Below are 24,030 nucleotides of genomic sequence, written 5' to 3'. Positions count from 1 at the left end.
CCCGCGCCGCATGGTGGCGCATTCCTGCAGTTGCAGTACCTACATTAGAAAAATCGGAGACAACATGAAGCACACACGCGCGGCAATGCTCTTGTCGCTCGCGGCGACCTCGCTCGCCCATGCGCAATCGGCAGGGCAGTGGGTCGTCAATGCAGGCTGGATGCATCTCGCCCCTCAAGATTCCAGCCAACCGCTGACGGTGCATGCACTCGGGCAATCGGCCGAGGTGCCCGGCAGCGGGTCGACGCTGGCCAACGCCAATACCTTCGCGCTCACCACACGGTATTTCGTCACGGATCATGTGGCCCTGGAAACGGTGCTGGGCGTCCCGCCCAAGCTGCACCTGAGCGGAACCGGATCACTCGCACCGGTTGGTGAGTTGGGCACCGCCCGGGCATGGAGCCCGGCTGCGCAAGTGCAATACCACTTTGGTGAACCGAATGCGCGCGTGAGGCCGTACCTCGGCGTGGGGCTTGGCTATGTCTGGTATCGGGATATCGAGTTGAGCCGGCCGTTGGCAACCGGGCAGATTCTCGCCTCGCCAACCACGGGCTCCATGTTGGTCGGCCCGACTACGGCATCGCTCAGCAAATCGTTCGCCCCCATCGTCAATGCCGGCTTGACGTACAACCTCGACGCCCATTGGTCGATCGGCGCATCGGTGTCGTATATGTGGCTATCCACCAAGGCAACGCTGACGACGCAGGCGCCAGTGGGCACCATAACAACGACGACCAAGGTGCGGATCAACCCGTTGGCGAGTTTTCTGTCGGTCGGGTACCGGTTCTAGCGGCCGCGTGCTTGCTCAGACGCCAATCGCGCCGTCGTCCAACTTGAAGATGGAGACGGCGCGGCGCGGCGCACCGGCCTGCTCGGCCACCGCGTTTGCCGCCGCAGAGGCCTCTTCCACCAACGCCGCGTTCTGCTGCGTGACTTCTTCGATCTGGCCCACTGCGATGTCGACCTGCTCGATGCCGGTGCTCTGCTCGGTGGAGGCCGACGAAATCTCAGTCGGCAGTTTTCGCGGAGACCGCAGCGCTCTCCCTGGCGATTTACCGCGCTGCTTCGTCTAGCAGACGCGCAGGCTCGCGATCCACGCCCGCGACCACCTTGTTGCCTACGGTGGGGTCGAAGGAAGCGGCCACGAACATATCGTGGCCCTTGCGGTCACCCACGCCCATGGCGAGGTGAGCCGTTCAAAATTCCGCGATGAGGTCTCGGCTCTTACCCGGCGGGAGTGATGCCTGGTGCGTCTTTGCCTGGTCAGCAACTGCTAGCTCGTCCTTGAGGAAGGCGGCCCAGTGGTTGCCGAGCTTTATGGGGTCTTCGCCGCGCAGCAGCGTGTCTTTCCACATCACGCGCAGCAAGCCTTCCAGGATTTCGCTACACTATTAATTGACGAATCAATCGTTGATGCAGCATTTATATTGCCGCTCCCCGTCATGGCCGTCCACACCGCGCTCCCACATTCCCATACCCAGGTCTTGCCGTTCAAGGAATCGCTTTTGGCGATGATCGGCATTTGCTTTGTCGTCGTTCTGGTGGCGTTCGACCAGACCGTGGTCGGTACCGCCTTGCCGACGGTGGTGGCCGAACTCAAAGGCTTTGAGCTGTATGCCTGGGTGGCGACGTCGTATCTGCTGACCTCCGTGGTGACGGTGCCGATCTTTGGCCGCCTGGGCGACTTTTACGGGCGCAAGCCGTTCGTGATTGCGTCCATCGTGGTCTTCACGCTGGCGTCGGTCATGTGCGGCATGGCAGGCAGCATGACGTTCCTGGTGTGGTCGCGGGCGCTGCAGGGTGTCGGCGGCGGCATGCTGGTCGGCACGGCATACGCATGCATTCCCGATCTCTTTCCCGATGCGCGTGTGCGCTTGCGCTGGCAGGTGATGCTGAGCGCCTCTTTCGGTATCGCCAACGCAATCGGCCCGACGCTGGGCGGGTGGATGACGCAGGCGTTCGGGTGGCGGTCGGTGTTCTACGTGAACATCCCGTTCGGCGTGCTGGGGCTGTGGTTTGCCTGGCGCTTCCTGCCGCATCTGCGTCAAAACGTGCACACCGGACGTATCCGGCTGGACTGGCAGGGTGCAGTTCTGATCACGGTGGCGCTGGGCGCGTTGCAGTTGTTTGTCGAATGGCTGCCGCGGCACGGCCTGTCGCTGCCGCTGTTCGGCTCGCTGGCGCTGTCGGCTGCGGCGTTTGTGGCGCTGTGGTGGTGGGAGCAGCGTGCGGAGCAGCCGCTGCTGCCGTTCGACATGCTACGCAACCCCGCACTGGCTGCGCTGTTCATGCTGGCGTTGCTGTCGGGTTTTTCGATGTTTGCGGTGTTGTTCTACGCACCGTTGCTGTTCCAGGGCGGGTTTGGCATGTCGCCGCAGGAAGCCGGCTTGGTGATTACGCCGCTGGTGGTTTGCATCACGCTGGGCAGCATCATCAACGGGCGTCTCGTCACGCGCATTCCCAATCCCAACGCCATGCTGTATGCCGGTTTTGCGCTGCTGACGGTGGCGGTGGCGGGCATGTCGGTGTCGTCCAACAACATGCCGCATGCGGTGCTGACGTTGCTGATGCTGCTGGCCGGCCTGGGCCTCGGTTTCGTGCTGCCCAATCTGACCGTGTTTGCGCAGCAGACGGCCGGCCGTACGCATCTGGGCATTGCCACGGCGCTGCTGCAATCGCTGCGCATGGTGGGCGGCATGGTGGGCACGGCGCTGGTCGGCACGCTGGTGAGCGAGCGCTATGCCTCGGGCGTTGCCAATGCACTGAGCGCCGACAGCGCGACGCAGTGGCTGCATCAGCTTGCCGATCCCGAAATTCTCATCGATCATGACGCGCAAGCCGCCTTGCTCTCGCAGTTGCATGCTGCCGGCCACGACGGTGCGGCGCTGCTCGAAGCTGCGCGCCATGTCCTGGTGAGTGCTATCCATATCGGCCTCATCGTGGCGACGGTGGCGGCGCTGATGGGCCTCTGGCATGTGCGCCGGGTGCCGCCCGTGGTGCTGCACCATGTCGAGCCCGTCCAACATACGGAATAGGCGAGACACGCCCGAGCGGTTAGCATGCGCGGTTTCCCAGCAATCTCAGCCCTGATCGATGACCTCTGAACGCGAACGCTTCGCCGTCATGCACCAGTTCGGCCGCACCTATCGTGCGTTCATGTCCGCCTTCGAGGCGCATGTCGGCCAGCCGATGCCGCGCTGGCGCATCCTGCTGGCGCTGCACGACAACACCGGCGGCGGCATGGCTCAGAAACAGCTCGCCGAGCGCCTGCAGATGGACCCTGGCGCGCTCACCCGCCAGCTCAAGGTGCTGGAGCAGCTCGGCTGGATCGAACGCGCAACCGATGCGCGCGACAACCGTCTGACCAACGTGTCGCTGTCAGACGCCGGCTTGGCCGTCGTGCTTGACTGCATGCCGCGCCGCATCGCCTTCATCAATGCCACGCTCGATGGGCTGCCGGACGATCTCGTCCACGCGTTGTCCGAAGCGCTGGCGCAAATTGAAACACGCCTGGCTGAAGTGCCGGCGCTGGCCACCGCGGCCTCTACCGCATCCGATAGCAAATCCGCAGATCAGCCCGCAGACCGCTAATGCGCGCTGAATGCGTTCCGGAGACAACCATGTCCATGGTGATCAACAGCGCGCTGTACCGCAATGGCAAGCGCGAGCGTGACCTTTCCGTTGAGGCCATCAGCGACGTGCTGCATACGCCGGGCTCCTTTGTCTGGCTCGGTCTGCATGAACCGGACAACGCCATGCTCGACCGCGTGCAGGAAGAATTCGGCCTGCACGATCTCGCCATCGAAGACGCGCGCAACGCGCACCAGCGGCCCAAGCTGGAGGTCTACGGCGACGTGCTATTCGTCGTGCTGAACACAGCGCAGATGGAAAATGGCAACGTCGTCTTTGGCGAGACGCACCTGTTTGTCGGCCTGGACTTTTTTGTCTCGGTGCGGCATGGGCCGTCGACGTCGTATTCGCCGGTGCGTGAGCGTTGCGAGCGCACGCCGCAATTGCTGGCCAAGGGCGCGCCGTTTGCGCTGTACGCGGTGATGGACTTCGTGGTCGACAACTATCAGCCCGTGCTGGAGCGCCTGCAGGAAGAGTTCGAGCAGATCGAAAGCCAGATCTTTGGCGACACGTTCGATCGCGCGACCATCGAGCGGCTCTATACGCTCAAGCGCCAGCTTCTGCGCTTGCGCAACGCCGCGCTGCCCGTGGAAGACATCGCCGGTCAGCTTGTGCGCCTGCATGAAGACGTGGTCCCCAAAGAACTGCGCGCGTATTTTCGGGATATTGCCGACCATGCGCATCGCGCGGTGGGCGCACTCGATGTGATTCGGGAAATGTTGACCACGGCCATCTCCGTAAACGTGGCGCTGGTGTCGGTCACGCAGAACGACATCGTGAAGCGCCTGGCGGGGTGGGGCGCTATTCTGGCAATTCCGACCGTGGTGTTCAGCAACTACGGCATGAAGTTCAAGGGCATGCCGGAGCTGGAGCATCCGGCGGGGTATCCCATCGTGCTGGCGTGCACGGCCACCGCTTGCGTGTGGCTGTATCGCAAGCTGCGCAAATCGGGCTGGATCTAGGAGACAAGAGATGGCGCGCTGCTGCTGGGCGGGGGAAGACCCGCTGATGATCGCGTACCACGACACCGAGTGGGGCGTGCCCTCGCACGATGATCGTCACCTCTACGAGATGCTGATCCTGGAAGGGGCGCAGGCCGGGCTGTCATGGCAAACCATCCTGCGCAAGCGGGCGCGCTATCAGGAAGTATTCGAGGGGTTTGATGCGGCACGCGTGGCGGGCTTTACGCCGGCACGCATCGAAAAGCTGCTGGCCGATCCGGGCATCGTGCGCAATCGGGCCAAGGTGGAAGGCGCGGTCATTAACGCGCGCAAGGTGCTGGAACTTCAGGAAGAAATGGGTTCGCTCGACGCATTCCTGTGGGCGTTCGTCGATGGCAAGACCATCGTCAACCGTTGGGACAGCTACCGCGACGCACCCGCCGCAACGGATGCGTCCAAGGCGATGAGCAAGGCGCTCATCAAGCGCGGTTTCAAGTTTGTCGGCCCGACCATCTGCTACGCCTTCATGCAGGCCACCGGCATGGTGGATGACCACGAAGCCGGGTGTTTTCGCGCCGGCAAGGTGTAGCGCGTAAGGCCTCTTTTTGATCCGGCCAATGTCCGTTATTCTCGCCAGTCCCAACACTGACGGAGTCGTTCTTCATGTCGCTGAATTTCCTTGGCATTGCCGGTAGCCTGCGCCGCAAGTCCACCAACCAGGGCCTGCTGCGTGCGGCATCCACCCGCCTGCCCGCTGGCGTTGAAATGGACCTGGCCGACCTGACGGATATTCCGTTCTACAACGCCGACATCACGGACAAGCCAGCCTCGGTGGTGCGCGTGCTCGAACAGATCGGGCGCGCCGATGCGCTGGTGCTGGCCTGCCCCGAATACAACTACTCGCTGGCGCCGGCGCTGAAGAACATTCTGGACTGGGCCTCGCGCGAGCCCAACAACGCGTTGCTGGCAGGCAAGCCGGTCGCGATCCTGGGCGCGGGCGGCGGCATGGGCACGTCGCGCGCGCAGTACCACCTGCGTCAGGTGTGCGTGTATCTGGACCTGCATCCGTTGAACAAGCCGGAAGTGTTTGCCAACGCGTTTGCCGGCGGCTTCACCGCCGATGGCGATCTGACGGACGAGCGCATCGCCGGCCTGATCACCGAGCAGATGCAGGCGCTGGCCAACTGGACGCTGAAGCACAAGGCTTGAATGAAGCCTTGCGGTAGATGAATTATTCGCCGGCGTGCAGCGTACGGTTGCGCCCGGCGAGTGAGCCGGCCACGAGCGAGGCCAGCGCAATCGCGCTGAACAGCCAGCCCATCACGGCCCAGCTGCCCGTCAGATCGTGCAGCACACCCATGAGATACGGCCCCGCAGCGGCCATGGTGTAGCCAATGCCCTGCGTCATGGCCGACAGGCTTGCCGCCACGCGCGCATCGGCCGAGCGCAGCACGATGAGCGACAGCGCCACGCTGAAATTGCCGCCTTGGCCGAGTCCCAACAAGACCGCCCACCACCACAGCGTTGACAGCGGTGCGTACAGGCAGCCGATCAGGCCTGCCCAGCACATCAGCATCATCAGGACCACGGCGGGGCGTTGATCGCGCCCGAGCCGCGCTACAAACGGCCCGCCCAGCGCGGTGATGAGCTGCACGAGAATCGACACCGCCACCACCACGCCGGACTGCACGGCGGATAGCCCGCGGTCCTGCAAGATCACAGGCAGCCAGCCGAACACGCAATACGCCAGCGACGATTGCAGCCCCATATGGAGCGTCACCTGCCAGGCAATCGGCTTGTTCCACAGCGACACACGCTGCAGCCGCGTGGCCGCGCCCTTACCGTGCGCATGCCGCATATGCGGCCACCAGCCGACAAAGGCCAGCAGAGCGGGTAGGGCCCAGAATGCCAGCGCGGGTTGCCAGCCGCCCAGCCATGCTGAAAGCGGCGCGCTTGCGCCGGCCGCCACTGCCGCACCAAAGCACAGCGCCATGGTGTAGACGCCGGTCATCAGGTCTGCCTGCCGGCCGAAATCACGCTTGACGATGCCCGGCAACAGAATGCCCGTTACGCCAATGCAGGCGCCCGCCGCCAGCGTGCCGATGAAGAGCGGTGCAACGCCACCCGCACTGCGCAACGCAATGCCTGCCGCCAACGCAATCAGCAAGCCGCCCACGGCGCGTTCTGCGCCAAACCGGCGAGCCAGCACCGCGGCAGCCGGCGCAAACAGGCCGAGGCACAGCACCGGCAGGGTCGTCAACAAGCCCGCCGTGGCGCCAGACAGCCCGGTGCCCGCTGTCACCTGTTTAAGCACGGGCGACAGGCTCGACAAGGCTGGTCGCAGATTCACACCCACCAGCACCAACCCCACCACGAGCAGGATCAGGGCGCCGGATGAACGGGGTGCAGCGGCGTCATGTGCAGCAGGAGATGGCGGCGAGTGCGGTGTGTGGGACATGGCAGAACAGGCGTGTGGGCAAGCTGCCGATTGTAGGGCGCGTGCCGAATTGGTGCATGCGCGTCGTCCAACCCCGAGGATGCCGACTCCGAAATTACGTAGGGTTGAGTCGCGCAGCCAGGTCGGCCAGCACATCTTCGGAGGGTGCGCCGCGCTCGGCGGCCAACGCCAGCGCACGCCGTGTGAGTGCGGTGTACAGCGCAGCGTGATCGGCGCCGAGCGCATCGAGCGCTTGCAGATGTTTGTCGATCACGCCGCCGTCTCCGCGTGAAACGGCGCCCGCCAGTGCGCCAGCCAGACCGCGTGCGCGCGCTGCGGCCAGCGTGCCATCCACGAGCGGCCACATGGCCGCGACAGCGGCGTCACGGTCGATGCCCGCGGCTTCCCACAAAGTGGCGGCTTCATGCAGTGCGCACAGCAGGAAGCTGGCCGCGTAGTTGGCGCCGGCGTGATACAGGGCGCGTTGCCCGGCACGCACCTTCAGCGGCGTGCAGCCGAGCCGCCATGCAAAGCTGGACAGCGCCGCATCGTGGGGGGCGTCGGCGTCAATGGCGATGGAGGCGCCGCCCAGACGCTCAGCGTCATCCGGCAAACCGGCAAACAGAAATAGCGGGTGGAAGCTGGCGGTCGCCGCGCCGGCTTGGCGGGCGGCATCGAGCAAGTCGCGTTCGCCGGCGCCGCTGCAGTGGAGTACGAGCTGGCCCGGTCGCCAGCGCACGTTGCCGACGACGCCCGGGATGGCGTCATCCGGCACGGTCACGAATACCCAATCGGCGGCGTCCGCCACGCCTTGTGCATCGACGGTCTTTGCTCCCGTGGCTTGTGCGAGCCACGCGGCGGGCGCGGCCGACCGGTTTGCAACCGCCACGGTGCGCACGCCTGCATCGTGTGCCCGCGTGGCCAATGCCCGCGCCAGCCGCCCCGTGCCAATCCAGCCCACGGAAACGGGCGCTTCGATTGCAAAAGACGTCATAGCAAACCTCGAATTTTTATCGTCAGCATCTTATAGCGAAGCATCGTCCGTAGACTGAGATGCGGCTATTACGCGCTCTGCCACTGCGGCCGGTAAACTGCACGGCTTTACCGGCAGCGTTGGGCCGGGTGTGAGCAAGCGGTTTTCCTCAGGCGGACATGTCAGTGCAAGCAGGTGGTATGCAAAGCAAAAGTAGGGCAACACTCATCGGACTCATCGCGGTGCTTCTGTGGAGTTCGATCGTCGGGTTGATCCGCGGTGTGAGCCAGCATCTGGGGGCTGTGGGCGGCGCCGCCATGATCTACACCGTCGCGTCGGTGCTGTTGGTATTCACGGTCGGTTTCAATCATCTGAGGACGTTTCCGCGGCGCTACCTGCTGTGGGGCAGCCTGCTGTTTGTGTCTTACGAGCTGTGCCTCTCGCTGTCGATCGGCTATGCCAGCAGCGCGCGGCAGGCGATTGAAGTCGGGATGGTCAATTACCTGTGGCCGACGTTCACGATGCTGTCCGCCATCGCCTTCAACAATCAGCGGGCGAATGCGTTGATCGTGCCGGGCGTGCTCGTGTCCATCCTCGGGATCTGCTTCGTGCTGGGCGGCGATCAGGGACTGGATATCGCCGGCATGGCCGGGAACGTCAAGGACAACCCGCTCAGTTACGGCTTGGCCTTTGCAGGCGCGGTGATCTGGGCGGCGTACTGTACGGTCACCAGCCGGATTGCCGACGGCAAGAACGGCGCAACGCTGTTTTTCATCCTGACCGCGCTGGCCCTGTGGATCAAGTTCTTCGCCACGGGCGGCGGTGCACTGCATTTCAACGTGTCAGCGGTGATCTACCTTGCGCTGGCCGCGTCCGCAATGGGGTTTGGCTACGCGGCGTGGAACGTCGGCATCCTGCACGGCAACGTCACCGTGCTGGCGGGCGCGTCGTATTTCATCCCCGTATTTTCTGCGGCCCTCGCAGCGGCGCTGTTGCATACACCGCTGTCGTTTGCGTTCTGGAAGGGCGCATCGATGGTGGTTGCCGGGTCGATCCTGTGCTGGCTTGCTACGCGCGGTGGCCGCGCAAGGGCGTTGTCTTCGTCCAAGTCCTCCGCCTGACGCAAGAAAGGCCACACGGGGGCCTTGAATGCCCCCGATATTCCGCAATTAACTGCCAAGCATTCAAGAAAACCGCAGATGGAGCCAGCACGGGAACGGGGCGTGCTAGATGCCGGGTAAGCCGCTGCGCCACGACGGAACGGCGGCATACCAACGCAGAAACAGGAGGCATCATGTTGAGCACCATTCTCATCATCGTTCTCATCTTGCTGCTGATCGGCGCGCTGCCGTCGTGGCCGTACAGCCGGGGGTGGGGCTACGGGCCGACGGGTGGGCTCGGACTGATCGTGGTGATCGTGGTCATTCTTGTGCTGCTGGGCTATATCTGACGCCCGGGCCGGCGCCGATGTGCGCAGGGTCCTGAGCATCGCCTGACCGGTTGTCGGGGGTTGGCTGAGCTCCGTGGCGGGGCGAGTGTCTTGCCGACGCTTGACTGGGCATAATCCCAGCTGCGTTCCCGAAGGACACCTCCCATGAAGACAGGTCGACATGCCGGCAGCCGCGCGCCCGGCGGTCGCGCCCGATTTACGCCGCTGGTGCTGGCCCTGCTGCTGGCCGGCTGCGCGGTCGGGCCCGATTACCACACGCCGCCACTGAGCGGCACCGAAGCCCCGCAAGGCTGGCACGCCACGCTGCCGCATCACGGCAGCCGCATGGCGCTGGCGCGCTGGTGGGAGCAGTTCCACGACCCAGCGCTGACCCAACTGGTGGAGCACGCGGATGCGACCAGCCAGACGATCGCGCAGGCCGTCGGCCGCGTGCGTGAGGCGCGTGCGAGCGTTTCCACCAGCCAGGCTGCACTGTTTCCGCAACTGAAAGGTTCCGGCTCCGCGACGCGGCAGGGCGGGTTTGGTGGTAGCCAGTTTGGCGGCGTGGGCGGGCTTTCTGCTGGCGCGCTGAATCCGACGCTGGGGCTGGGAACGATTACCACTTTGGCGGCGCAGGTCGACGCCTCGTGGGAGATCGACCTCTTCGGCGGCAAACGCCGCAGCCTGGAAGGCGCCGATGCGCGGCTGACGGCCAGCGAAGCCGATTGGCACGACGCGCGCGTATCGCTCGCGGCTGAGGTCGCCAATACCTACTTGCAGCAACGCGAGTGCGAGGCGCTGGTGAATATCGGCGCGGCAACGCTGTCGTCCCGGCAAGAAACGCTGCAACTGACCGAGCGCAAATTCCACGCGGGCTTTGTCGCGCCGGCTGATTTTGCGCAAGCGCAAGCCACGGTGGGCGATGCCGTCAATGCGCTGGAAGGCCAGCGTGCGCAATGTGCGCAGGGCATCGACAAGCTCGTCACGCTCACCGGCATCGACCATGATGCGCTGAACGGGCTGCTGTCCAAGGACAGCGCGCAGATTCCGGTGCCACCCGATGCCGGCGTGCCCGATGTGCCGGCGCAGGTGCTGTCGCAACGGCCGGATGTGTCGTCGGCCGAGCGCGCGGTGGCGGGTGCCAGCGCGGATATCGGTGTGGCGGTGGCAAGCCGCTTGCCATCGATCACGCTGGCGGGCTCCATCGGCATCAATTCGTACCGCCTTGGCGGCCAATCGTTGACGAGCAAATCCTGGTCGTTCGGGCCGTCGGTGTCGTTGCCGATCTTTGACGGCGGCACGGGCGCGGCGCGCGTGGAAACAGCGCGTGCGCGTTACGACCAAGCGCTGGCCAGCTATCGCGGCAAAGTGCGCCAGGCCGTGCAGGAAGTGGAAGACGCGCTGGTGCGGCTGGATGCTGCCGATCGTCGCGTCGATGCTGCCACGATGGCCGATGCGCAATATGCGAAGGTGCTGGAAGCGTCGAATGCGCGCTACCGCCTCGGTGCCGGCAGCCTGCTGCAGCTCGAGGATGTGCGGCGCACAGCGTTGCAGGCTTCGCAGTCCCTGGCGGCAGTCAAGCTCGAACGCGCGCAGGCCTGGGTGGCGCTCTACAAGGCCGTGGGCGGCGGCTGGCGCGACGATGCCCCCAACCCTCATCCCGATACCAAGATCACTGCGCCGACCGCACAGGGCGGGGCGCATACCGGAAACGCTTCATGACAGGACAACGCGTTTGGATGGTCGTGCTGGCGGTGTTGCTTGCCGGCGCGCTGGCGGCGTGCGGCAAATCTGCGCCCGAGAACAAGAAAAAGGAGCAGCTGCCAGCCAAGCCGGCGCTGGCCGTCAACGTCGCGCACCTGGCGCAGCATGTGTGGCCGCGCATCGCCACGGCCAGCGGTGCCGTGCAGCCGTGGCAGGAAGCCAGCATCGGCGCCGAGGTGAGCGGGCTGAAGCTGGCGGAAGTGCTCGTCAACGTGGGCGATGCGGTCAAGCAAGGCCAATTGCTTGCCCGTCTGTCGGATGAAACCGTGCGCGCCGATGTGGCTGCGCAACGCGCCAGCCAGGCCGAAGCCGAGGCATCGGCCGCGCAAGCCGCCGGCGAGGCGCACCGCGCGCACGAACTCGACAAGAGCGGTGCGATCAGCCAACAGGATCTGATCCAGTACGACACGCAGGCCAAGACAGCGGCTGCCAAGCTGGCCGCAGCACGCGCGCAGTTCGAGAGCCAGCAATTGCGCTTGCGCTACACGCGTGTGGTCACACCCGACGACGGCGTCATCAGCGCCCGCACGGCCACCGTGGGCGCCGTGGTGTCCTCAGGCACCGAACTCTTCAAACTCATCCGGAAGAACCGCCTGGAATGGCGCGCCGAAATGCACGGCGACGTCCTGCCCCGCATTCAGCTCGGTCAGGCCGCACGCCTGCGCCGCATGGATGGCGGCGTGGTGAACGGCCGTGTGCGCCAGGTCGCTCCCACGGTCGACGCCAACACGCGCAATGGTCTCGTCTACGTTGATCTGCCGCCGGAAGCTGCAACGTCCGGCGTGAAGGCAGGCATGTATCTCTCGGGCGATGTGCTGCTGGGCGATGCGCCGGCCGCGACGTTGCCGGAGACCGCCGTGTTCTCGCGCGATGGTTACGACTACGTGATGGTGATTGGCGAGCAGGGCCGCGTGCGGCAGACCAAGGTGACGGTTGGCCGCCGCCAGGATGGGCAAGTCGAAATCGTGCAGGGCATTGGCGCGAAGGACGGCATTGTGGCTGCAGGCGCCGCCTTCCTGACCGATGGCGATGTGGTGCGTGTGGCGGCCCTCGGTGCAGCCTCCATGCCCGCTGCGTCGGCGCCCGCAGCCGGAGCCAAGCCATGAACTTCTCCTCCTGGGCGATCCGCAAGCCGATTCCGTCGATCCTGCTGTTCATCCTGATCACGGTGGCGGGGCTGGTGTCGTTCAAGATGCTGTCGATCCAGAACTTTCCGGACATCGACTTTCCGGCGGTCTCCGTGACGGCCAGCCTGCCGGGCGCCACGCCCACGCAGATGGAAACCGAAGTCACGCGCAAGATCGAAGACAGCATAGCGAGCATCGGCGCGATCAAGCACATCACGTCCACCATCAACGACGGCAGCTCGACGACGATGGTCGAGTTCCAGCTCGAGAAGGATGTGCAGGAAGCCGTGAACGACGTGCGCGATGCCGTCAGCCGCATCCGCGCGCAGCTGCCGTCCGACGTGCAGGAACCCGTCATCTCGCGTGTGACGTTCGCGAGCATGCCCGTGCTGACGTACGCCGTGGAAGCGTCCGACATGGATGCGGAGGATCTCTCCTGGTTCGTCGATAACACGGTCAACAAGCGGCTGCTGTCGGTGCATGGCGTGGCCAAGGTGACGCGCCAGGGCGGTGTGGACCGCGAAGTGCGCGTGCAGCTTGACCCCGTGCGCCTGCAGGCGTTGAACGTGTCGGCGGCGGACATCAGCGCGCAAGTGCGCGGCATGCAGCAGGAAGCGCCGGGTGGGCGCGGCAATATCGGCGGGCAGGAGCAGGCCGTGCGCACGCTCGGCACGGTGAAGAGCGCGCGCGAACTGGCGCAGATGGACATCCCGTTGTCCGATGGCCGGCGCATTCGCCTGTCGGATGTGGCCGACGTGCGCGATACCGCGGCTGAGCCACGCCAGATGGCGCTGTTCGACGGCAAGGCTGTCGTGAGCTTCCAGGTGTTCCGCTCGCGCGGCGCAAGCGAAATCTCGGTGGCCAAGGGCGTACGCGAAGCGCTGGCCGCACTGCAGGCCGAACGGCCCAACGTGCATGTGACCGAGGTCTACAACATGGTCAAGCCGGTGTCGGATGCGTACACCGCTTCGATGCATGCACTGTACGAAGGCGCCATCCTGGCCGTGATCGTGGTGTGGCTGTTCCTGCGCGATTGGCGTGCCACGTTCGTGTCCGCCGTGGCATTGCCGCTGTCGATCATCCCGACGTTCGCGGCCATGCAGTTGCTCGACTTCACGCTCAACGGGATCACACTGCTGGCGCTCACGCTGGTGGTCGGGATTCTGGTCGACGACGCGATCGTGGAGGTCGAGAACATCGTGCGCCACCTGCGCAACGGCAAGAAGCCGCTGGAGGCGGCGATGGAAGCGGCGCAGGAAATTGGTCTGGCCGTGGTGGCGACATCGCTCACGCTGGTGGCGGTGTTTCTGCCGACGGCGTTCATGGGCGGTATCTCGGGCAAGTTCTTCAAACAGTTCGGATGGACAGCCTCGCTGGCGGTGCTGGCCTCGCTGCTGGTGGCGCGGCTGCTCACGCCAATGATGGCGGCATATATGCTGAAGCCGCAGGACGAGCCCAACCGTGACGGCTGGGTCATGACGCGCTATCTGCAGGCGGCACGCTGGTGTCTCGAGCATCCGTGGAAGACAGGCGGCATGGCCGCAGCGTTCTTCGTCGTGTCGGTTGGCATCATCGGGCTGATTCCTGCAACGTTCCTGCCACCCGAAGACTGGGCGCAGTTGCAGATGACGGTGGAAAGCCCGCCCGGCAGCACGATCGCGCAAACGCGTGACAACACCGAGCGCGTGCGCAAGATCGTGATGCAGCACAAGGAAGTCCGTCACGTCTATACGGCCATCGGCTCGGGCGTGATGGCCGGTGTGCCGGGCTCCAGCGGGGGAGAGGTGCGCACCGGCACGCTCACGATCTCGCTCACCGACCGGCATGACCGTCACATCAAGCAGCAGGGCGTTCAACGGCAGTTGCGCGAAATGCTGGAAGGCGTGCCGGGCGTGCGGATCTCGTTTGGCGCGGTGGGCTCCGGCGAGCAACTCCAGGTGGTGCTTGCCGGCGACGACCCCGCCACGCTTCAGCAGGCCGCGCGCGATGTGATGCGGGACCTGCGTACCGTGCCGGGGCTAGGTGCGGTCACGTCGTCAGCGAGTCTGCTGCGGCCCGAAATCGTCATCCGCCCGGACTTTGCGCGCGCGGCGCAGCAAGGCGTAACCGCTGCCGCCATCGGCCAGGCCGTGCGCGTGGCCACCGCCGGCGACTACGACGTCAACCTACCCAAGCTGAACCTGCCCGAGCGGCAGGTGTACATCCGCGTTGAACTCGATCCAAAGGCACGTAACCAGATCGACACGATCCGGCAGTTGCGCGTGCCGGGCCGCAACGGGGCGGTGCCGCTGGAAAACATCGCCGATATTTCCATCGGCAGCGGCCCCGCGCAGATCGACCGGTATGACCGCAGCCGCAACGTCACCATCAGCGTCGGGCTGGAGGGGCGCGCGCTGGGCGATACCAACATGGCCGTGGAGGCGCTGCCGTCCATCAAGAACCTGCCGCAAGGTGTTCGCCGCATTGCCTCGGGCGATGTGGAGGGCATGCAGGAGCTGTTCAGTAGCTTCTTCCTCGCCATGTTTGCTGGCGTGCTGTGCGTGTACGCAGTGCTCGTGCTGCTGTTCCACGACTTCACGCAGCCGGTGACGATTCTGGCGGCGCTGCCGCTGTCGGTGGGTGGCGCGTTCGGGCTCTTAGCGCTGTTCGGCTTCAGCTTGTCGCTGCCGGCGTTGATTGGCTTGCTGATGCTGATGGGCATCGTCACCAAGAACTCGATCCTGCTGGTCGAATACGCCATCGTTGCGCGGCGCGATCTCGGCATGTCGCGCACGGAGGCGATCATCGACGCCTGCCACAAGCGTGCCCGCCCCATCGTCATGACCACGGTCGCCATGACTGCTGGCATGGTGCCGATGGCGCTCGGCCTGGAGGGCGATGCAGGTTTCCGCGCGCCGATGGCGGTGGCGGTGATCGGCGGTCTGCTGACTTCCACGCTGCTGAGCCTGCTGGTGGTGCCCGTGGTGTTCGAAAAAGTGGACGACGTCAAGGAATGGGCGCTGCGCAAGTTCCGCGGTGCGCGCCATCACGGGCACCGGGCGGAAGCTGCGTCGCAGCACGGCCCGCGCTAGGTGTAGCATCGGGCGGACTGTCAACGTACCGCGCTGTGGAGACCGCCCATGCCCGATGCTGTGCTGTTTCAGACCGATGGCCCGGTCTGCACCATCCTGCTCAATCGGCCCGAGTGCCGCAATGCGGTGGACGGGCCGACCGCCGTGGCGCTGCTCAACGCGTTCGAGCGTTTCGAAGCCGATAGCGCGCTACGCGTTGCCGTGCTGGGCGGCACCGGTGGCCACTTCTGTGCCGGCGCCGATCTGACGGCCGTGGGCGATCCTGGCCGACGCAATCATCTCGATCCCGATGGCGGTATGTCTGGCCCGATGGGCCCATCCCGCATGGCGCTCTCCAAGCCGCTCATTGCTGCGGTGAGCGGCTATGCTGTGGCGGGCGGGTTGGAACTTGCGTTGCTGGCAGATCTGCGCGTGATGGAGCGCGACGCCGTGTTCGGCGTGTTCTGCCGCCGCTGGGGCGTGCCGCTTATCGACGGCGGTACGGTGCGCTTGCCGCGCATCATCGGCATGGGTCGCGCACTGGACATGATCCTGACCGGCCGTGCCGTGCCAGCTGACGAGGCGCTCGACATGGGGCTTGCCAATCGCGTGGTCGGCACCGGCGAAGCGCTGGCCGCGGCACAGAAGCTTGCCCGAGACATCGCCGCTTTTCCGCAGCAATGCATGCTGGCCGATCGGGCATCGGCGTATGCACAGTGGGATTTGCCATTGGCGGCAGCGCTGCAGCAGGAGGGCGCTCGAGGTACGCCGATCGTGTTTGCCGAAGGGGTGGAAGGCGCCGCGCGATTCGTGGGCGGCGCCGGGCGGCATGGCGAATAACCGAATTGCGCGCCGAGCGGGTTTTTGCCTCTAAAAAGTCAACCCGAAATCCGAGGGGGCTTTGAGTTGACCGATTGCTGCTTTCATCAATGGCATCAGCCGTTACAATTCTCGCTTTCCTGAAAATAATGGACGCAATGACGTCCAGATAATGTAAGGGTGGTGTGGGAGTTTCGTCGCGACATACAGCGTTGCCAACGCTGTCGGCGCGTGCATCCGCGACGGTTTTGCCTCTCGCGCGGAGCGTTGCGGGCCGATCCAAAATTTCCTCTGTTTTCAATCAAGCGCGGGTCATCCCGTGCCGATAGTGCCCGGGCGCTTTGCGTGAGTGCTCGAAATAACATTTTAGAAAATCAGATTTAAGTATTTTTAAGGGAGAAGTCGAATGAAGCAAACCTCGAAATTGATGATTGCCGGCGCCGCCGCGGTGGCACTCGGCATGCTCGGCGGCTGCGCGACCGAATCGTCGCAGGCGCTGCCGGTTGCCAAGGTGGAAAGCGCAAGCCGCCCATACGCCGGCGTGCGGGCCCCGATTGCGGTGGGCAAATTCGATAACCGCTCGGCGTACATGCGCGGCGTGTTCTCGGATGGCGTGGACCGCTTGGGCGGCCAGGCCAAGACCATCCTGATCACGCATCTGCAGCAGACGAACCGTTTCTCGGTGCTCGACCGCGACAACATGGCCGAGATCAAGCAGGAAGCCGCCATCAAGAACACCGCACAGAAACTCAAGGGCGCTGACTACGTCATCACCGGCGACGTGACCGAGTTCGGCCGCAAGGAAACCGGCGATCAGCAACTGTTCGGCATCCTCGGCCGCGGCAAGGAGCAGGTGGCCTACGCCAAGGTCGCGCTGAACGTGGTGAACATCTCGACGTCGGAAGTCGTGTATTCGGTGGGCGGCGCGGGTGAGTACAAGCTGTCGAACCGTGAAGTGATCGGCTTTGGCGGAACAGCCAGCTACGACTCGACGCTCAACGGCAAGGTGCTGGACCTGGCCATGCGCGAAGCGGTGAACAACCTGGTCAACGGCATCGAAAGCGGTGCCTGGAAGCCGGGCGCGCAATAAGCGCAGACGCAGTCAAAACAAGAACACGAAATAAGGGGTTACAACAGTCATGAGCAAGGTGTTTGCGATGTGGCGCGTGGCGGCCGGTGTGGCCGTCGGGAGTGCAATGCTGGCCGGTTGCGCTGGTCCGAAGCCGCTGTACCAATGGGAGGGCTACCAACCGCAGGTGTATCAGTACTTCAAGGGTGAAGCGAAGGAAGCCCAGGTGGCTGAACTGGAGCGCGGCCTGGAGAAGATCAAGGCGACGAATGGCGCCGTGCCGCCGGGCTATCACGCCCAGCTGGGCATGCTGTATTCGGGCCTCGGCAAGGACGACCAGATGGTCCAGGAATTCAATACCGAGAAGGCACTGTTTCCGGAATCGGCAACGTACATCGATTTCCTGATGAAGAACGTGAAGAAGGGGACCAACTGATGGCCAAGCGCTTTCTGAAACTGTTTGCCGCGGCCGGCGTGGTGACCCTGATGGCGGGTTGTGCTGTGCCGACCAAGAACGTCGACTATGCAGCCTTCAAGGCCAGCAAGCCGCGTTCGATCGTGGTGCTGCCGCCGCTGAATGAGTCGCCCGACGTGGGCGCCACCTACGGCATGCTCTCGCAAGTGACGGTGCCGCTGGCAGAGGCGGGTTATTACGTACTGCCTGTCGCGCTGGTGGACGAAACCTTCCGCCAGAACGGCCTGAACACCGCAGGCGACATCCACGGCGTGCCGGTGGCCAAACTGCATGACATCTTCGGTGCAGATGCGGCGCTGTACATCACGGTCACGCAGTACGGCAGCAAGTACATGGTGGTGAGCAGCTCCACCGTTGTGTCGGCCGATGCCAAGCTGGTCGACCTGAAGAGCGGGCAGACGCTCTGGACGGGCCGCGCCAGCGCGTCCAACAACGAAGGCGGAAACAACTCGGGCGGCGGCCTGATCGGCATGCTGGTGTCGGCGGCCGTCAACCAGATCATCGCCAACGTGACCGACCAGGGCTACAAGGTGGCCGGTACGACCAGCGCGCGTCTGCTGTCTGCCGGGCAACCGGGCGGGTTGCTGTATGGTCCGCGCTCGCCGAAGTACGGCACGGACTAAGCTGCCGTCTGCCGCAAGAAAAAACGCCAACCAGCGCAAGCCGGTTGGCGTTTTTCTTTGGTGCTATCGACTTTTAAGCCGTCGCACCTTCGTCCTGCGTCGCCTTGCTACCCGCATGCAGCGCCTTGGCATGCTTGGCACGCAAGCGGAGCGTGGCTTCCACCATTCCTTGCAGTGCCGCTTCCACTTCCGGCCAGCCGCGCGTTTTCAGGCCGCAGTCGGGATTCACCCACAGGCGTTGCACCGGCACAACCTGCGCGGCCTTGTCGAGCAGCGCTTCCATCTCTTCGACACGCGGCACGCGCGGCGAATGGATGTCGTACACGCCCGGGCCGATCTCGTTGGGGTACGCAAATTCGCCAAACGCGTCGAGCAATTCCATGTTCGAACGCGACGTCTCGATGGTGATCACGTCGGCATCCATCGACGCGATGGCCGGCAGGATGTCGTTGAACTCCGAATAGCACATGTGCGTGTGGATCTGCGTGTCGTTACGCACGCCGGAGGCCGACACGCGGAACGCACGCGCCGCCCACTCCAGGTAGCCCGGCACATCGGATGCGCGCAACGGCAGGCCTTCGCGGAAAGCCGGCTCGTCGATCTGGATGGCGGAAACGCCGGCGGCTTCCAGATCGCACACTTCGTCACGCAGGGCCAGGGCGATCTGCAGCGCGGTCTGCTCGCGCGGCTGGTCGTCGCGCACGAACGACCACTGCAACATCGTCACGGGGCCGGTCAGCATGCCCTTCATCGGCTTGGCGGTCAGGCTTTGTGCGTACTTGGACCACTCGACCGTCATCGCTTCCGGGCGGTACACATCGCCGTAGATGACGGGCGGCTTGACGCAGCGCGAGCCGTAGCTCTGCACCCAGCCGTTGGCGGTGAAGGCGTAGCCCCACAGCAACTCGCCGAAGTATTCGACCATGTCGTTGCGCTCGGCTTCTCCGTGCACGAGCATGTCGAGGCCGAGGGCTTCCTGACGGCGCACGACGTCCGTAATCTCCGCGCGCATGCGTTGCAGGTAATCCAATGCGGGCAGTTCGCCGCGCTTGTGCAGTGCGCGCGCCTGACGAATTTCCGCTGTTTGCGGGAACGAGCCGATGGTGGTGGTCGGCAGCAGCGGCAGGTTCAGGCGGGCTTGCTGGGCTTCTGCGCGGTCGGCGTAAGGTGCTGCGCGTTCTGCGTCTTCTGCGCGGATCGCGGCCACGCGCTTCTTGACGCTCGCGTTGTGCACGCGGCGCGATTCGGCACGCGAGGCGATGGCGGCGCGGTTGTCATCGAGCGCCTGCTGCACGGCAGCGGGGCCTTCGACCAGCGCGAGCTTGAGGATCGCCAGTTCGTCCAGCTTCTGGCGCGCGAAGGCCAGCCAACCCTTGAGTTCGTCGTCGAGCTTGGTTTCGGCGGACAGGTCGACCGGCACATGCAGCAGCGAGCAGCTCGGCGCCACCCACAGGCGATCGCCAAAGGCGTCGGCCAGCGGCGCCACGCGTTCCAGCACGCGCGCGAGATCGGAGCGCCAGATGTTGCGGCCGTCGACCACGCCAGCGGAGAGCACCTTGTCTGCGGGCCACGGCGCGAAGGCGCCAAGCTGTTCCGGCGCACGCACGAGATCCAGGTGCACGCCATCGACCGGCAGGGATTTGATCAGGGCAGCGTGGTGGGACGCGGCTTCGAAGTACGTCGCCAGCAGCAGCTTCGGGCCGTTGGCAGCGGCCAGCGCCTGGTAAGCGGGGCCGAATGCGTCCACCCAGGCTTGCGGCAGATCCAGCACCAGCGCCGGTTCGTCGATCTGCACCCATTCCACATTCAGCGCGGCCAGGCGTTGCAGCACAGCCGCGTAGGCCTGGAGCACTTGCGGCAGCAGCGCGAGCTTGTCGGTCAAGCCGTTGCGCGCCTTGGCCAGATGCAGGAACGTCACCGGCCCGATGAGCGCCACTTTCACGCGGTGCCCTGCGGCCTGTGCCTCGCGCACTTCGTCGAACAGCCATTCGGTGCCGGGGCCCCATGGGCGATCGAGGAGGTCCGGCGTGAGTTCGGGCACGAGATAGTGGTAGTTGGTGTCGAACCACTTCGTCATTTCCATGGCCGCATGATCGGCATTGCCGCGCGCGAGCACGAACGATTGCGCCAGCGTCAGCTGCGCGGCGTCAAAGCCGTAGCGCGTGGGAATGGCGTCGAGCAGGGCGGCAGTCTGCAACACCTGGTCGTACCAGGCGAAATCGCCCACGGTCACGAAGTCGAGGCCGGCCTCGCGCTGGGCAGTCCAGTGGCGCTCGCGCAGGGCGCGGCCGGTGGCACGCAGGTCGTCTTCGGACGAGGCGCCCTTCCAGAATGATTCGAGCGCGAACTTCAGCTTGCGTTGCGCGCCGATGCGCGGGTAGCCGAGGGTGTGGATGGTCGTCATAGTCTTCGCAGGAGAAGCGATTCGTTTTTCAGTCCAGTGATGATCGGCGACCTGTTGTCATGAATCAAATGATATTATTTTCGATAATGTTGAATGAGATTCATATATTGGATATCGCAGGACCATGCTTGAAATCCGCCATCTACGCACGCTGATTGCCCTGGCCGACGGCGGCTCCGTGTCGCGCGCCGCCGAGCGGCTGCACCTGACGCAATCGGCGCTGTCGCATCAACTGCGCGCACTGGAGTCGCATTACGGGCTGGCCGTCGTGCGCCGCAAGGGGCAGACGGTGGAATTGACCGAAGCCGGGGAGCGCATGCTGGAACTCGCGCAAAAGGTCGTCGCCGACATCCAGACCGCCGAGCGCGACCTTGAACGCATCAAGGGCCGCGCGGCGGGCACGCTGCGCATCGCGTTGGAATGCCATACCTGCTTTGACTGGCTGATGCCCGTGATGGACGCCTTCCGCCAGCGCTGGCCCGAAGTCGAAATGGACCTCGTGTCGGGTTTCCACACGGATCCGCTCGCGCTGCTTAAGGACGGCCGCGCCGACGTCATCATCGGCTCCGACGCCAAGGTGCGGCGGGGCGTGGTGTTCGCGCCGCTGTTCCGCTTCGAGATCCTCGCCGTGCTGCCGGTCGACCACGCGCTGCGCAACAAGAAGTGGCTGGAAGCGAAGGACTTTACGGACCAGACGCTCATCACCTACCCCGTACCCGAAGAGCGCATCGATCTGATCCGCCAGGTGCTGACACCGGCCGGAATCGCATTCAACCGCCGCACGGCAGAGCTGACCATTGCCGTGCTGCAACTCGTTGCCAGCCGCCGCGGGCTGGCCGCGCTGCCGAGCTGGGGCATCAAGAATTACGTCGATTACGAATACGTGGTGGCCAAGCGTGTCGGCAAGGAAGGCCTGTGGAGCGATCTCTACGCCGCCATGACGCGCGACTATGCGCAGGCGCCGTTTGCGCAGGATTTTATTGAGACGGCCAAGTCGATCTGCTTTGCGCAGTTGCCGGGCTTGATGCCGCTGGAAGCGTAATCAGGCGTGCCCCTTGCGGGGCAGGCGCGGCAACTTGCCTTGCAGACCGTCTTTCAGGAAGTCCAGCAAGTGCCGCGTCGCGAGCGTCCGGTATCGGCTGGGCATCGCCAGCATGTAAAGGCGGCTGCCAAACACGCTGAACCGATATCCGGGCAGCACACGTTTGACGTGACCGTCGCGCAGATCATGGGCCGCAGCGTAATAGGGCAGGATTCCGAGACCATTGCCCGAACGCACGGCGGCTTGCAGGAACAGGTAGTTGTCGGACGAGACGCCCGGGTCCAGCGTCACGAGTGTCCGTTCATCGCCCAGTTGCGCCGATAGCCGCAACGGTTGTCCGACGGCCGGCGCGCTGACAATGGTGTGCTCTGCGAGCGCGTCGAGCGTTTTCGGCACGCCATGCACGGCCAGGTAGTCCGGCGCCGCGCACAGCACCCAGTCGACTTCATCGAGCAGCGTGGCGACCAGCGATTCCGGCGGGTTCGAGACAATGCGCAGTGCCACGTCCACATCCTCGCCAATCAGGTCGGACACGCGGTTGTCGAACCGCACATCCAGGCGGATGTCCGGATACGCCCGCTTGAACGCCACCAGCAGCGGCGACACAAGCAGATGCCCCAGCCCCGTTGGCACCGACAGCCGCACGCTGCCTTGCAGCGATTTGCCGAGCGACGAGACCAGCGCGTCGGCGGCCGCCATTTCGCGCAGGATGCTGCGGCCGTGTTCATAGATGCCGGCGCCGACCTCCGTAGGCTCCACGCGGCGCGTGGTCCGGCGTAGCAGTTGCACACCCAGTGCGCGCTCGAACGCCTTCAACCGGTGGCTCACGTTGGAACGTGTGGTTTGCAGCCGGCGCGCCGCCGCTGACAGGTTGCCCGCATCGACGATTTCCACGAACAGCTTGAGCGCATTGAGATCCATGTCGGCCGGCCAGATTGATGAATGAAATTCGACATTCTGTTGATGCCGGCCCAGATTGTCAAAGTGTGCTAACCCGGTAACATCCCCCGGCATATCCCATAGGAGCAGGTGACATGGCGCTCGACGACGAATCCTTCGGCTTGCTGCAGCAATCGGTGCAGCGCTTCATCCAGGAACGGCTCATGCCGGCGGAAAACATCCTCGAGGAAGAGGACGACGTGCCCGCCGACATCGTTGCCGACATGAAAGAGATGGGCCTGTTCGGCCTGTCGATTCCGGAAGAGTACGGCGGCATTGGCCTGGCGATGGTGCAGGAATGCGAGGTGGCGTACGACCTGGGGCACACGGCGCTTGCGTTTCGCTCGGTGTTCGGCACCAACGTCGGCATTGGCTCACAGGGCATCCTGATGGACGGTACCGATGCGCAGAAAGCTGACTACTTGCCGCGCATTGCCAGCGGCGAACTGATCATCTCGTTTGCGCTGACGGAACCGAACGCGGGGTCGGATGCCGCGTCGCTGCAGACGCGCGCCACGCCGGACGGCGATCACTACGTCATCAACGGCACCAAGCGCTACATCACCAACGCGCCGCGCGCCGGGGCATTCACGCTGATGGCGCGCACGGGCAGCGAAGGCGCAGGCGGCATCTCCGCCTTCATCGTGCCGGCCGACACGCCGGGCATCACGTTGGGCAAGCCTGACAAGAAGATGGGCCAGCGGGGCACTAAGACGTGCGATGTGATGCTCGACAACGTGCGGGTGCCCGCCGCCAACATCATCGGCGGCGTGGCGGGGCAGGGTTTCAAGACGGCGATGAAGGTGCTGGATCGGGGCCGTCTGCATATCTCGGCGCTGGCCTGCGGCATGGCGCATCGGCTCATCACCGACGCGGTGGCCTACGCCAAGGAGCGCAAACAGTTCGGTCAGCCCATCGCAGACTTTCAGTTGATTCAGGCCATGCTCGCCGATAGCCAGGCAGAGCTGTACGCCGGCATGTCGATGGTGCGGGATTGTGCGCGCCGCTACGACGCAAAGCCCGTCGGCAAACAGGATCACGAAGTCAGCATGCTGGCCTCGTGCACCAAGATGTTCTGCACCGAGATGGTCGGTCGCGTGGCGGATCGCGCGGTGCAGATTCACGGTGGCGCAGGTTACATCGCCGAATACAAGGCCGAGCGCTTCTATCGCGATGTGCGCCTGTTGCGTTTGTACGAAGGCACCACGCAGATCCAGCAGCTCATCATCGCCAAGAACCTGCTGCGCGATTAGGCTGGCTCTAATAATCCGCCGGAATCTGGCTCTATGTTGGAGCCACGTTCGGGTT

Annotated in this window: 23 protein-coding genes; 17 read left to right on the top strand and 6 right to left on the bottom strand. The window is 64.6% G+C overall.

All coding sequences use genetic code 11. The features are described 5' to 3' along the window. Positions 1-64: 64 nt before the first annotated feature. Positions 65-790: an OmpW family outer membrane protein gene (locus CFE42_RS21395; RefSeq protein ID WP_004634915.1), complete on the top strand. Its 726-nt coding sequence runs from the start codon at positions 65-67 to the stop codon at positions 788-790. 15 nt (positions 791-805) lie between these two features. On the opposite strand, the gene CFE42_RS21390 is transcribed toward CFE42_RS21395, so the two are convergent. Together CFE42_RS21390 and CFE42_RS21385 are read right to left on the bottom strand one after the other, a co-directional pair. Then, entirely contained in the window at positions 806-952 is a 147-nt protein-coding gene (locus CFE42_RS21390; protein WP_193747946.1) for a hypothetical protein, read from the bottom strand. Positions 953-1,196: 244 nt separating this feature from the next. Continuing rightward, positions 1,197-1,358 carry a hypothetical protein gene (locus tag CFE42_RS21385; RefSeq protein ID WP_238563842.1) on the bottom strand — a complete coding sequence of 54 codons (162 nt, stop codon included), beginning with the start codon at positions 1,356-1,358 and terminating at the stop codon, positions 1,197-1,199. Positions 1,359-1,442: 84 nt separating this feature from the next. Between CFE42_RS21385 and CFE42_RS21380 the strand changes: the two genes are divergently transcribed. The 5 genes from CFE42_RS21380 (at position 1,443) to CFE42_RS21360 (ending at position 5,780) form a co-directional block, all read left to right on the top strand. Beyond that, positions 1,443-3,035, top strand: coding sequence for an MFS transporter (locus CFE42_RS21380; RefSeq protein WP_004634910.1), 1,593 nt, complete (start codon positions 1,443-1,445; stop codon positions 3,033-3,035). 58 nt (positions 3,036-3,093) lie between these two features. Then, positions 3,094-3,591: a MarR family transcriptional regulator gene (locus CFE42_RS21375; protein ID WP_004634907.1), complete on the top strand. Its 498-nt coding sequence runs from the start codon at positions 3,094-3,096 to the stop codon at positions 3,589-3,591. Between the two features lie 29 nt (positions 3,592-3,620). Further along, positions 3,621-4,592, top strand: coding sequence for a magnesium and cobalt transport protein CorA (locus tag CFE42_RS21370; protein ID WP_004634906.1), 972 nt, complete (start codon positions 3,621-3,623; stop codon positions 4,590-4,592). Positions 4,593-4,602: 10 nt separating this feature from the next. Further along, a complete protein-coding gene (locus tag CFE42_RS21365) occupies positions 4,603-5,160 on the top strand; it encodes a DNA-3-methyladenine glycosylase I (protein ID WP_004634904.1) in 558 nt (185 codons plus the stop codon). A gap of 74 nt (positions 5,161-5,234) precedes the next feature. Then, positions 5,235-5,780: an NADPH-dependent FMN reductase gene (locus tag CFE42_RS21360; protein WP_004634902.1), complete on the top strand. Its 546-nt coding sequence runs from the start codon at positions 5,235-5,237 to the stop codon at positions 5,778-5,780. A 22-nt stretch (positions 5,781-5,802) separates the two neighbouring features. On the opposite strand, the gene CFE42_RS21355 is transcribed toward CFE42_RS21360, so the two are convergent. Both CFE42_RS21355 and CFE42_RS21350 read right to left on the bottom strand, forming a co-directional pair. Then, on the bottom strand, positions 5,803-7,029 hold the full coding sequence (locus CFE42_RS21355) for a CynX/NimT family MFS transporter (protein ID WP_004634900.1): 1,227 nt from the start codon (positions 7,027-7,029) through the stop codon (positions 5,803-5,805). 94 nt (positions 7,030-7,123) lie between these two features. After that, complete coding sequence (locus tag CFE42_RS21350) at positions 7,124-8,002, bottom strand: DUF2520 domain-containing protein (RefSeq protein ID WP_004634897.1); 879 nt, start codon at positions 8,000-8,002, stop codon at positions 7,124-7,126. 179 nt (positions 8,003-8,181) lie between these two features. Between CFE42_RS21350 and yddG the strand changes: the two genes are divergently transcribed. The 9 genes from yddG (at position 8,182) to CFE42_RS21305 (ending at position 18,337) form a co-directional block, all read left to right on the top strand. Next, positions 8,182-9,102 carry an aromatic amino acid DMT transporter YddG gene (yddG, locus tag CFE42_RS21345; RefSeq protein WP_004634896.1) on the top strand — a complete coding sequence of 307 codons (921 nt, stop codon included), beginning with the start codon at positions 8,182-8,184 and terminating at the stop codon, positions 9,100-9,102. A gap of 173 nt (positions 9,103-9,275) precedes the next feature. Further along, positions 9,276-9,431, top strand: coding sequence for a DUF3309 family protein (locus CFE42_RS21340; RefSeq protein WP_004634893.1), 156 nt, complete (start codon positions 9,276-9,278; stop codon positions 9,429-9,431). A 144-nt stretch (positions 9,432-9,575) separates the two neighbouring features. Next, positions 9,576-11,132 (top strand): efflux transporter outer membrane subunit, encoded by a 1,557-nt coding sequence (locus CFE42_RS21335; protein ID WP_004634891.1) that lies wholly within the window; start codon positions 9,576-9,578, stop codon positions 11,130-11,132. Beyond that, positions 11,129-12,280, top strand: a complete 1,152-nt coding sequence (locus CFE42_RS21330) for an efflux RND transporter periplasmic adaptor subunit (protein ID WP_004634889.1) — start codon at positions 11,129-11,131, stop codon at positions 12,278-12,280. The genes CFE42_RS21335 and CFE42_RS21330 overlap by 4 nt, the downstream gene beginning before the upstream one ends. Continuing rightward, on the top strand, positions 12,277-15,372 hold the full coding sequence (locus CFE42_RS21325; protein ID WP_004634887.1) for an efflux RND transporter permease subunit: 3,096 nt from the start codon (positions 12,277-12,279) through the stop codon (positions 15,370-15,372). The genes CFE42_RS21330 and CFE42_RS21325 overlap by 4 nt, the downstream gene beginning before the upstream one ends. A gap of 48 nt (positions 15,373-15,420) precedes the next feature. Beyond that, positions 15,421-16,191: a crotonase/enoyl-CoA hydratase family protein gene (locus tag CFE42_RS21320; RefSeq protein WP_004634884.1), complete on the top strand. Its 771-nt coding sequence runs from the start codon at positions 15,421-15,423 to the stop codon at positions 16,189-16,191. A 385-nt stretch (positions 16,192-16,576) separates the two neighbouring features. Next, positions 16,577-17,260 (top strand): CsgG/HfaB family protein, encoded by a 684-nt coding sequence (locus CFE42_RS21315; protein ID WP_004634882.1) that lies wholly within the window; start codon positions 16,577-16,579, stop codon positions 17,258-17,260. 49 nt (positions 17,261-17,309) lie between these two features. Next, on the top strand, positions 17,310-17,675 hold the full coding sequence (locus CFE42_RS21310) for a DUF4810 domain-containing protein (RefSeq protein ID WP_004634880.1): 366 nt from the start codon (positions 17,310-17,312) through the stop codon (positions 17,673-17,675). Beyond that, complete coding sequence (locus tag CFE42_RS21305) at positions 17,675-18,337, top strand: DUF799 domain-containing protein (RefSeq protein ID WP_004634877.1); 663 nt, start codon at positions 17,675-17,677, stop codon at positions 18,335-18,337. Before CFE42_RS21310 ends, CFE42_RS21305 begins: the two co-directional genes overlap by 1 nt. Positions 18,338-18,410: 73 nt before the next feature. Here CFE42_RS21305 and metE read toward each other — a convergent pair whose 3' ends face one another. Next, positions 18,411-20,741 carry a 5-methyltetrahydropteroyltriglutamate--homocysteine S-methyltransferase gene (gene metE, locus CFE42_RS21300; RefSeq protein WP_004634876.1) on the bottom strand — a complete coding sequence of 777 codons (2,331 nt, stop codon included), beginning with the start codon at positions 20,739-20,741 and terminating at the stop codon, positions 18,411-18,413. 124 nt (positions 20,742-20,865) lie between these two features. On the opposite strand from metE, the gene CFE42_RS21295 reads away from it, so the two are divergent. Beyond that, entirely contained in the window at positions 20,866-21,783 is a 918-nt protein-coding gene (locus CFE42_RS21295; protein ID WP_004634874.1) for a LysR family transcriptional regulator, read from the top strand. Here the strand turns inward: CFE42_RS21295 and CFE42_RS21290 are convergent, their stop codons facing one another. Further along, positions 21,784-22,704: a LysR family transcriptional regulator gene (locus CFE42_RS21290; RefSeq protein WP_004634872.1), complete on the bottom strand. Its 921-nt coding sequence runs from the start codon at positions 22,702-22,704 to the stop codon at positions 21,784-21,786. Positions 22,705-22,817: 113 nt separating this feature from the next. On the opposite strand from CFE42_RS21290, the gene CFE42_RS21285 reads away from it, so the two are divergent. Continuing rightward, positions 22,818-23,975, top strand: coding sequence for an acyl-CoA dehydrogenase family protein (locus CFE42_RS21285; RefSeq protein ID WP_004634870.1), 1,158 nt, complete (start codon positions 22,818-22,820; stop codon positions 23,973-23,975). Positions 23,976-24,030 lie beyond the last annotated feature (55 nt).

The organism is Ralstonia sp. PBBBR1 (assembly GCF_002256165.1).
GTDB lineage: Bacteria > Pseudomonadota > Gammaproteobacteria > Burkholderiales > Burkholderiaceae > Ralstonia > Ralstonia thomasii.
This window is presented reverse-complemented; position numbering and strand designations above follow the sequence as displayed.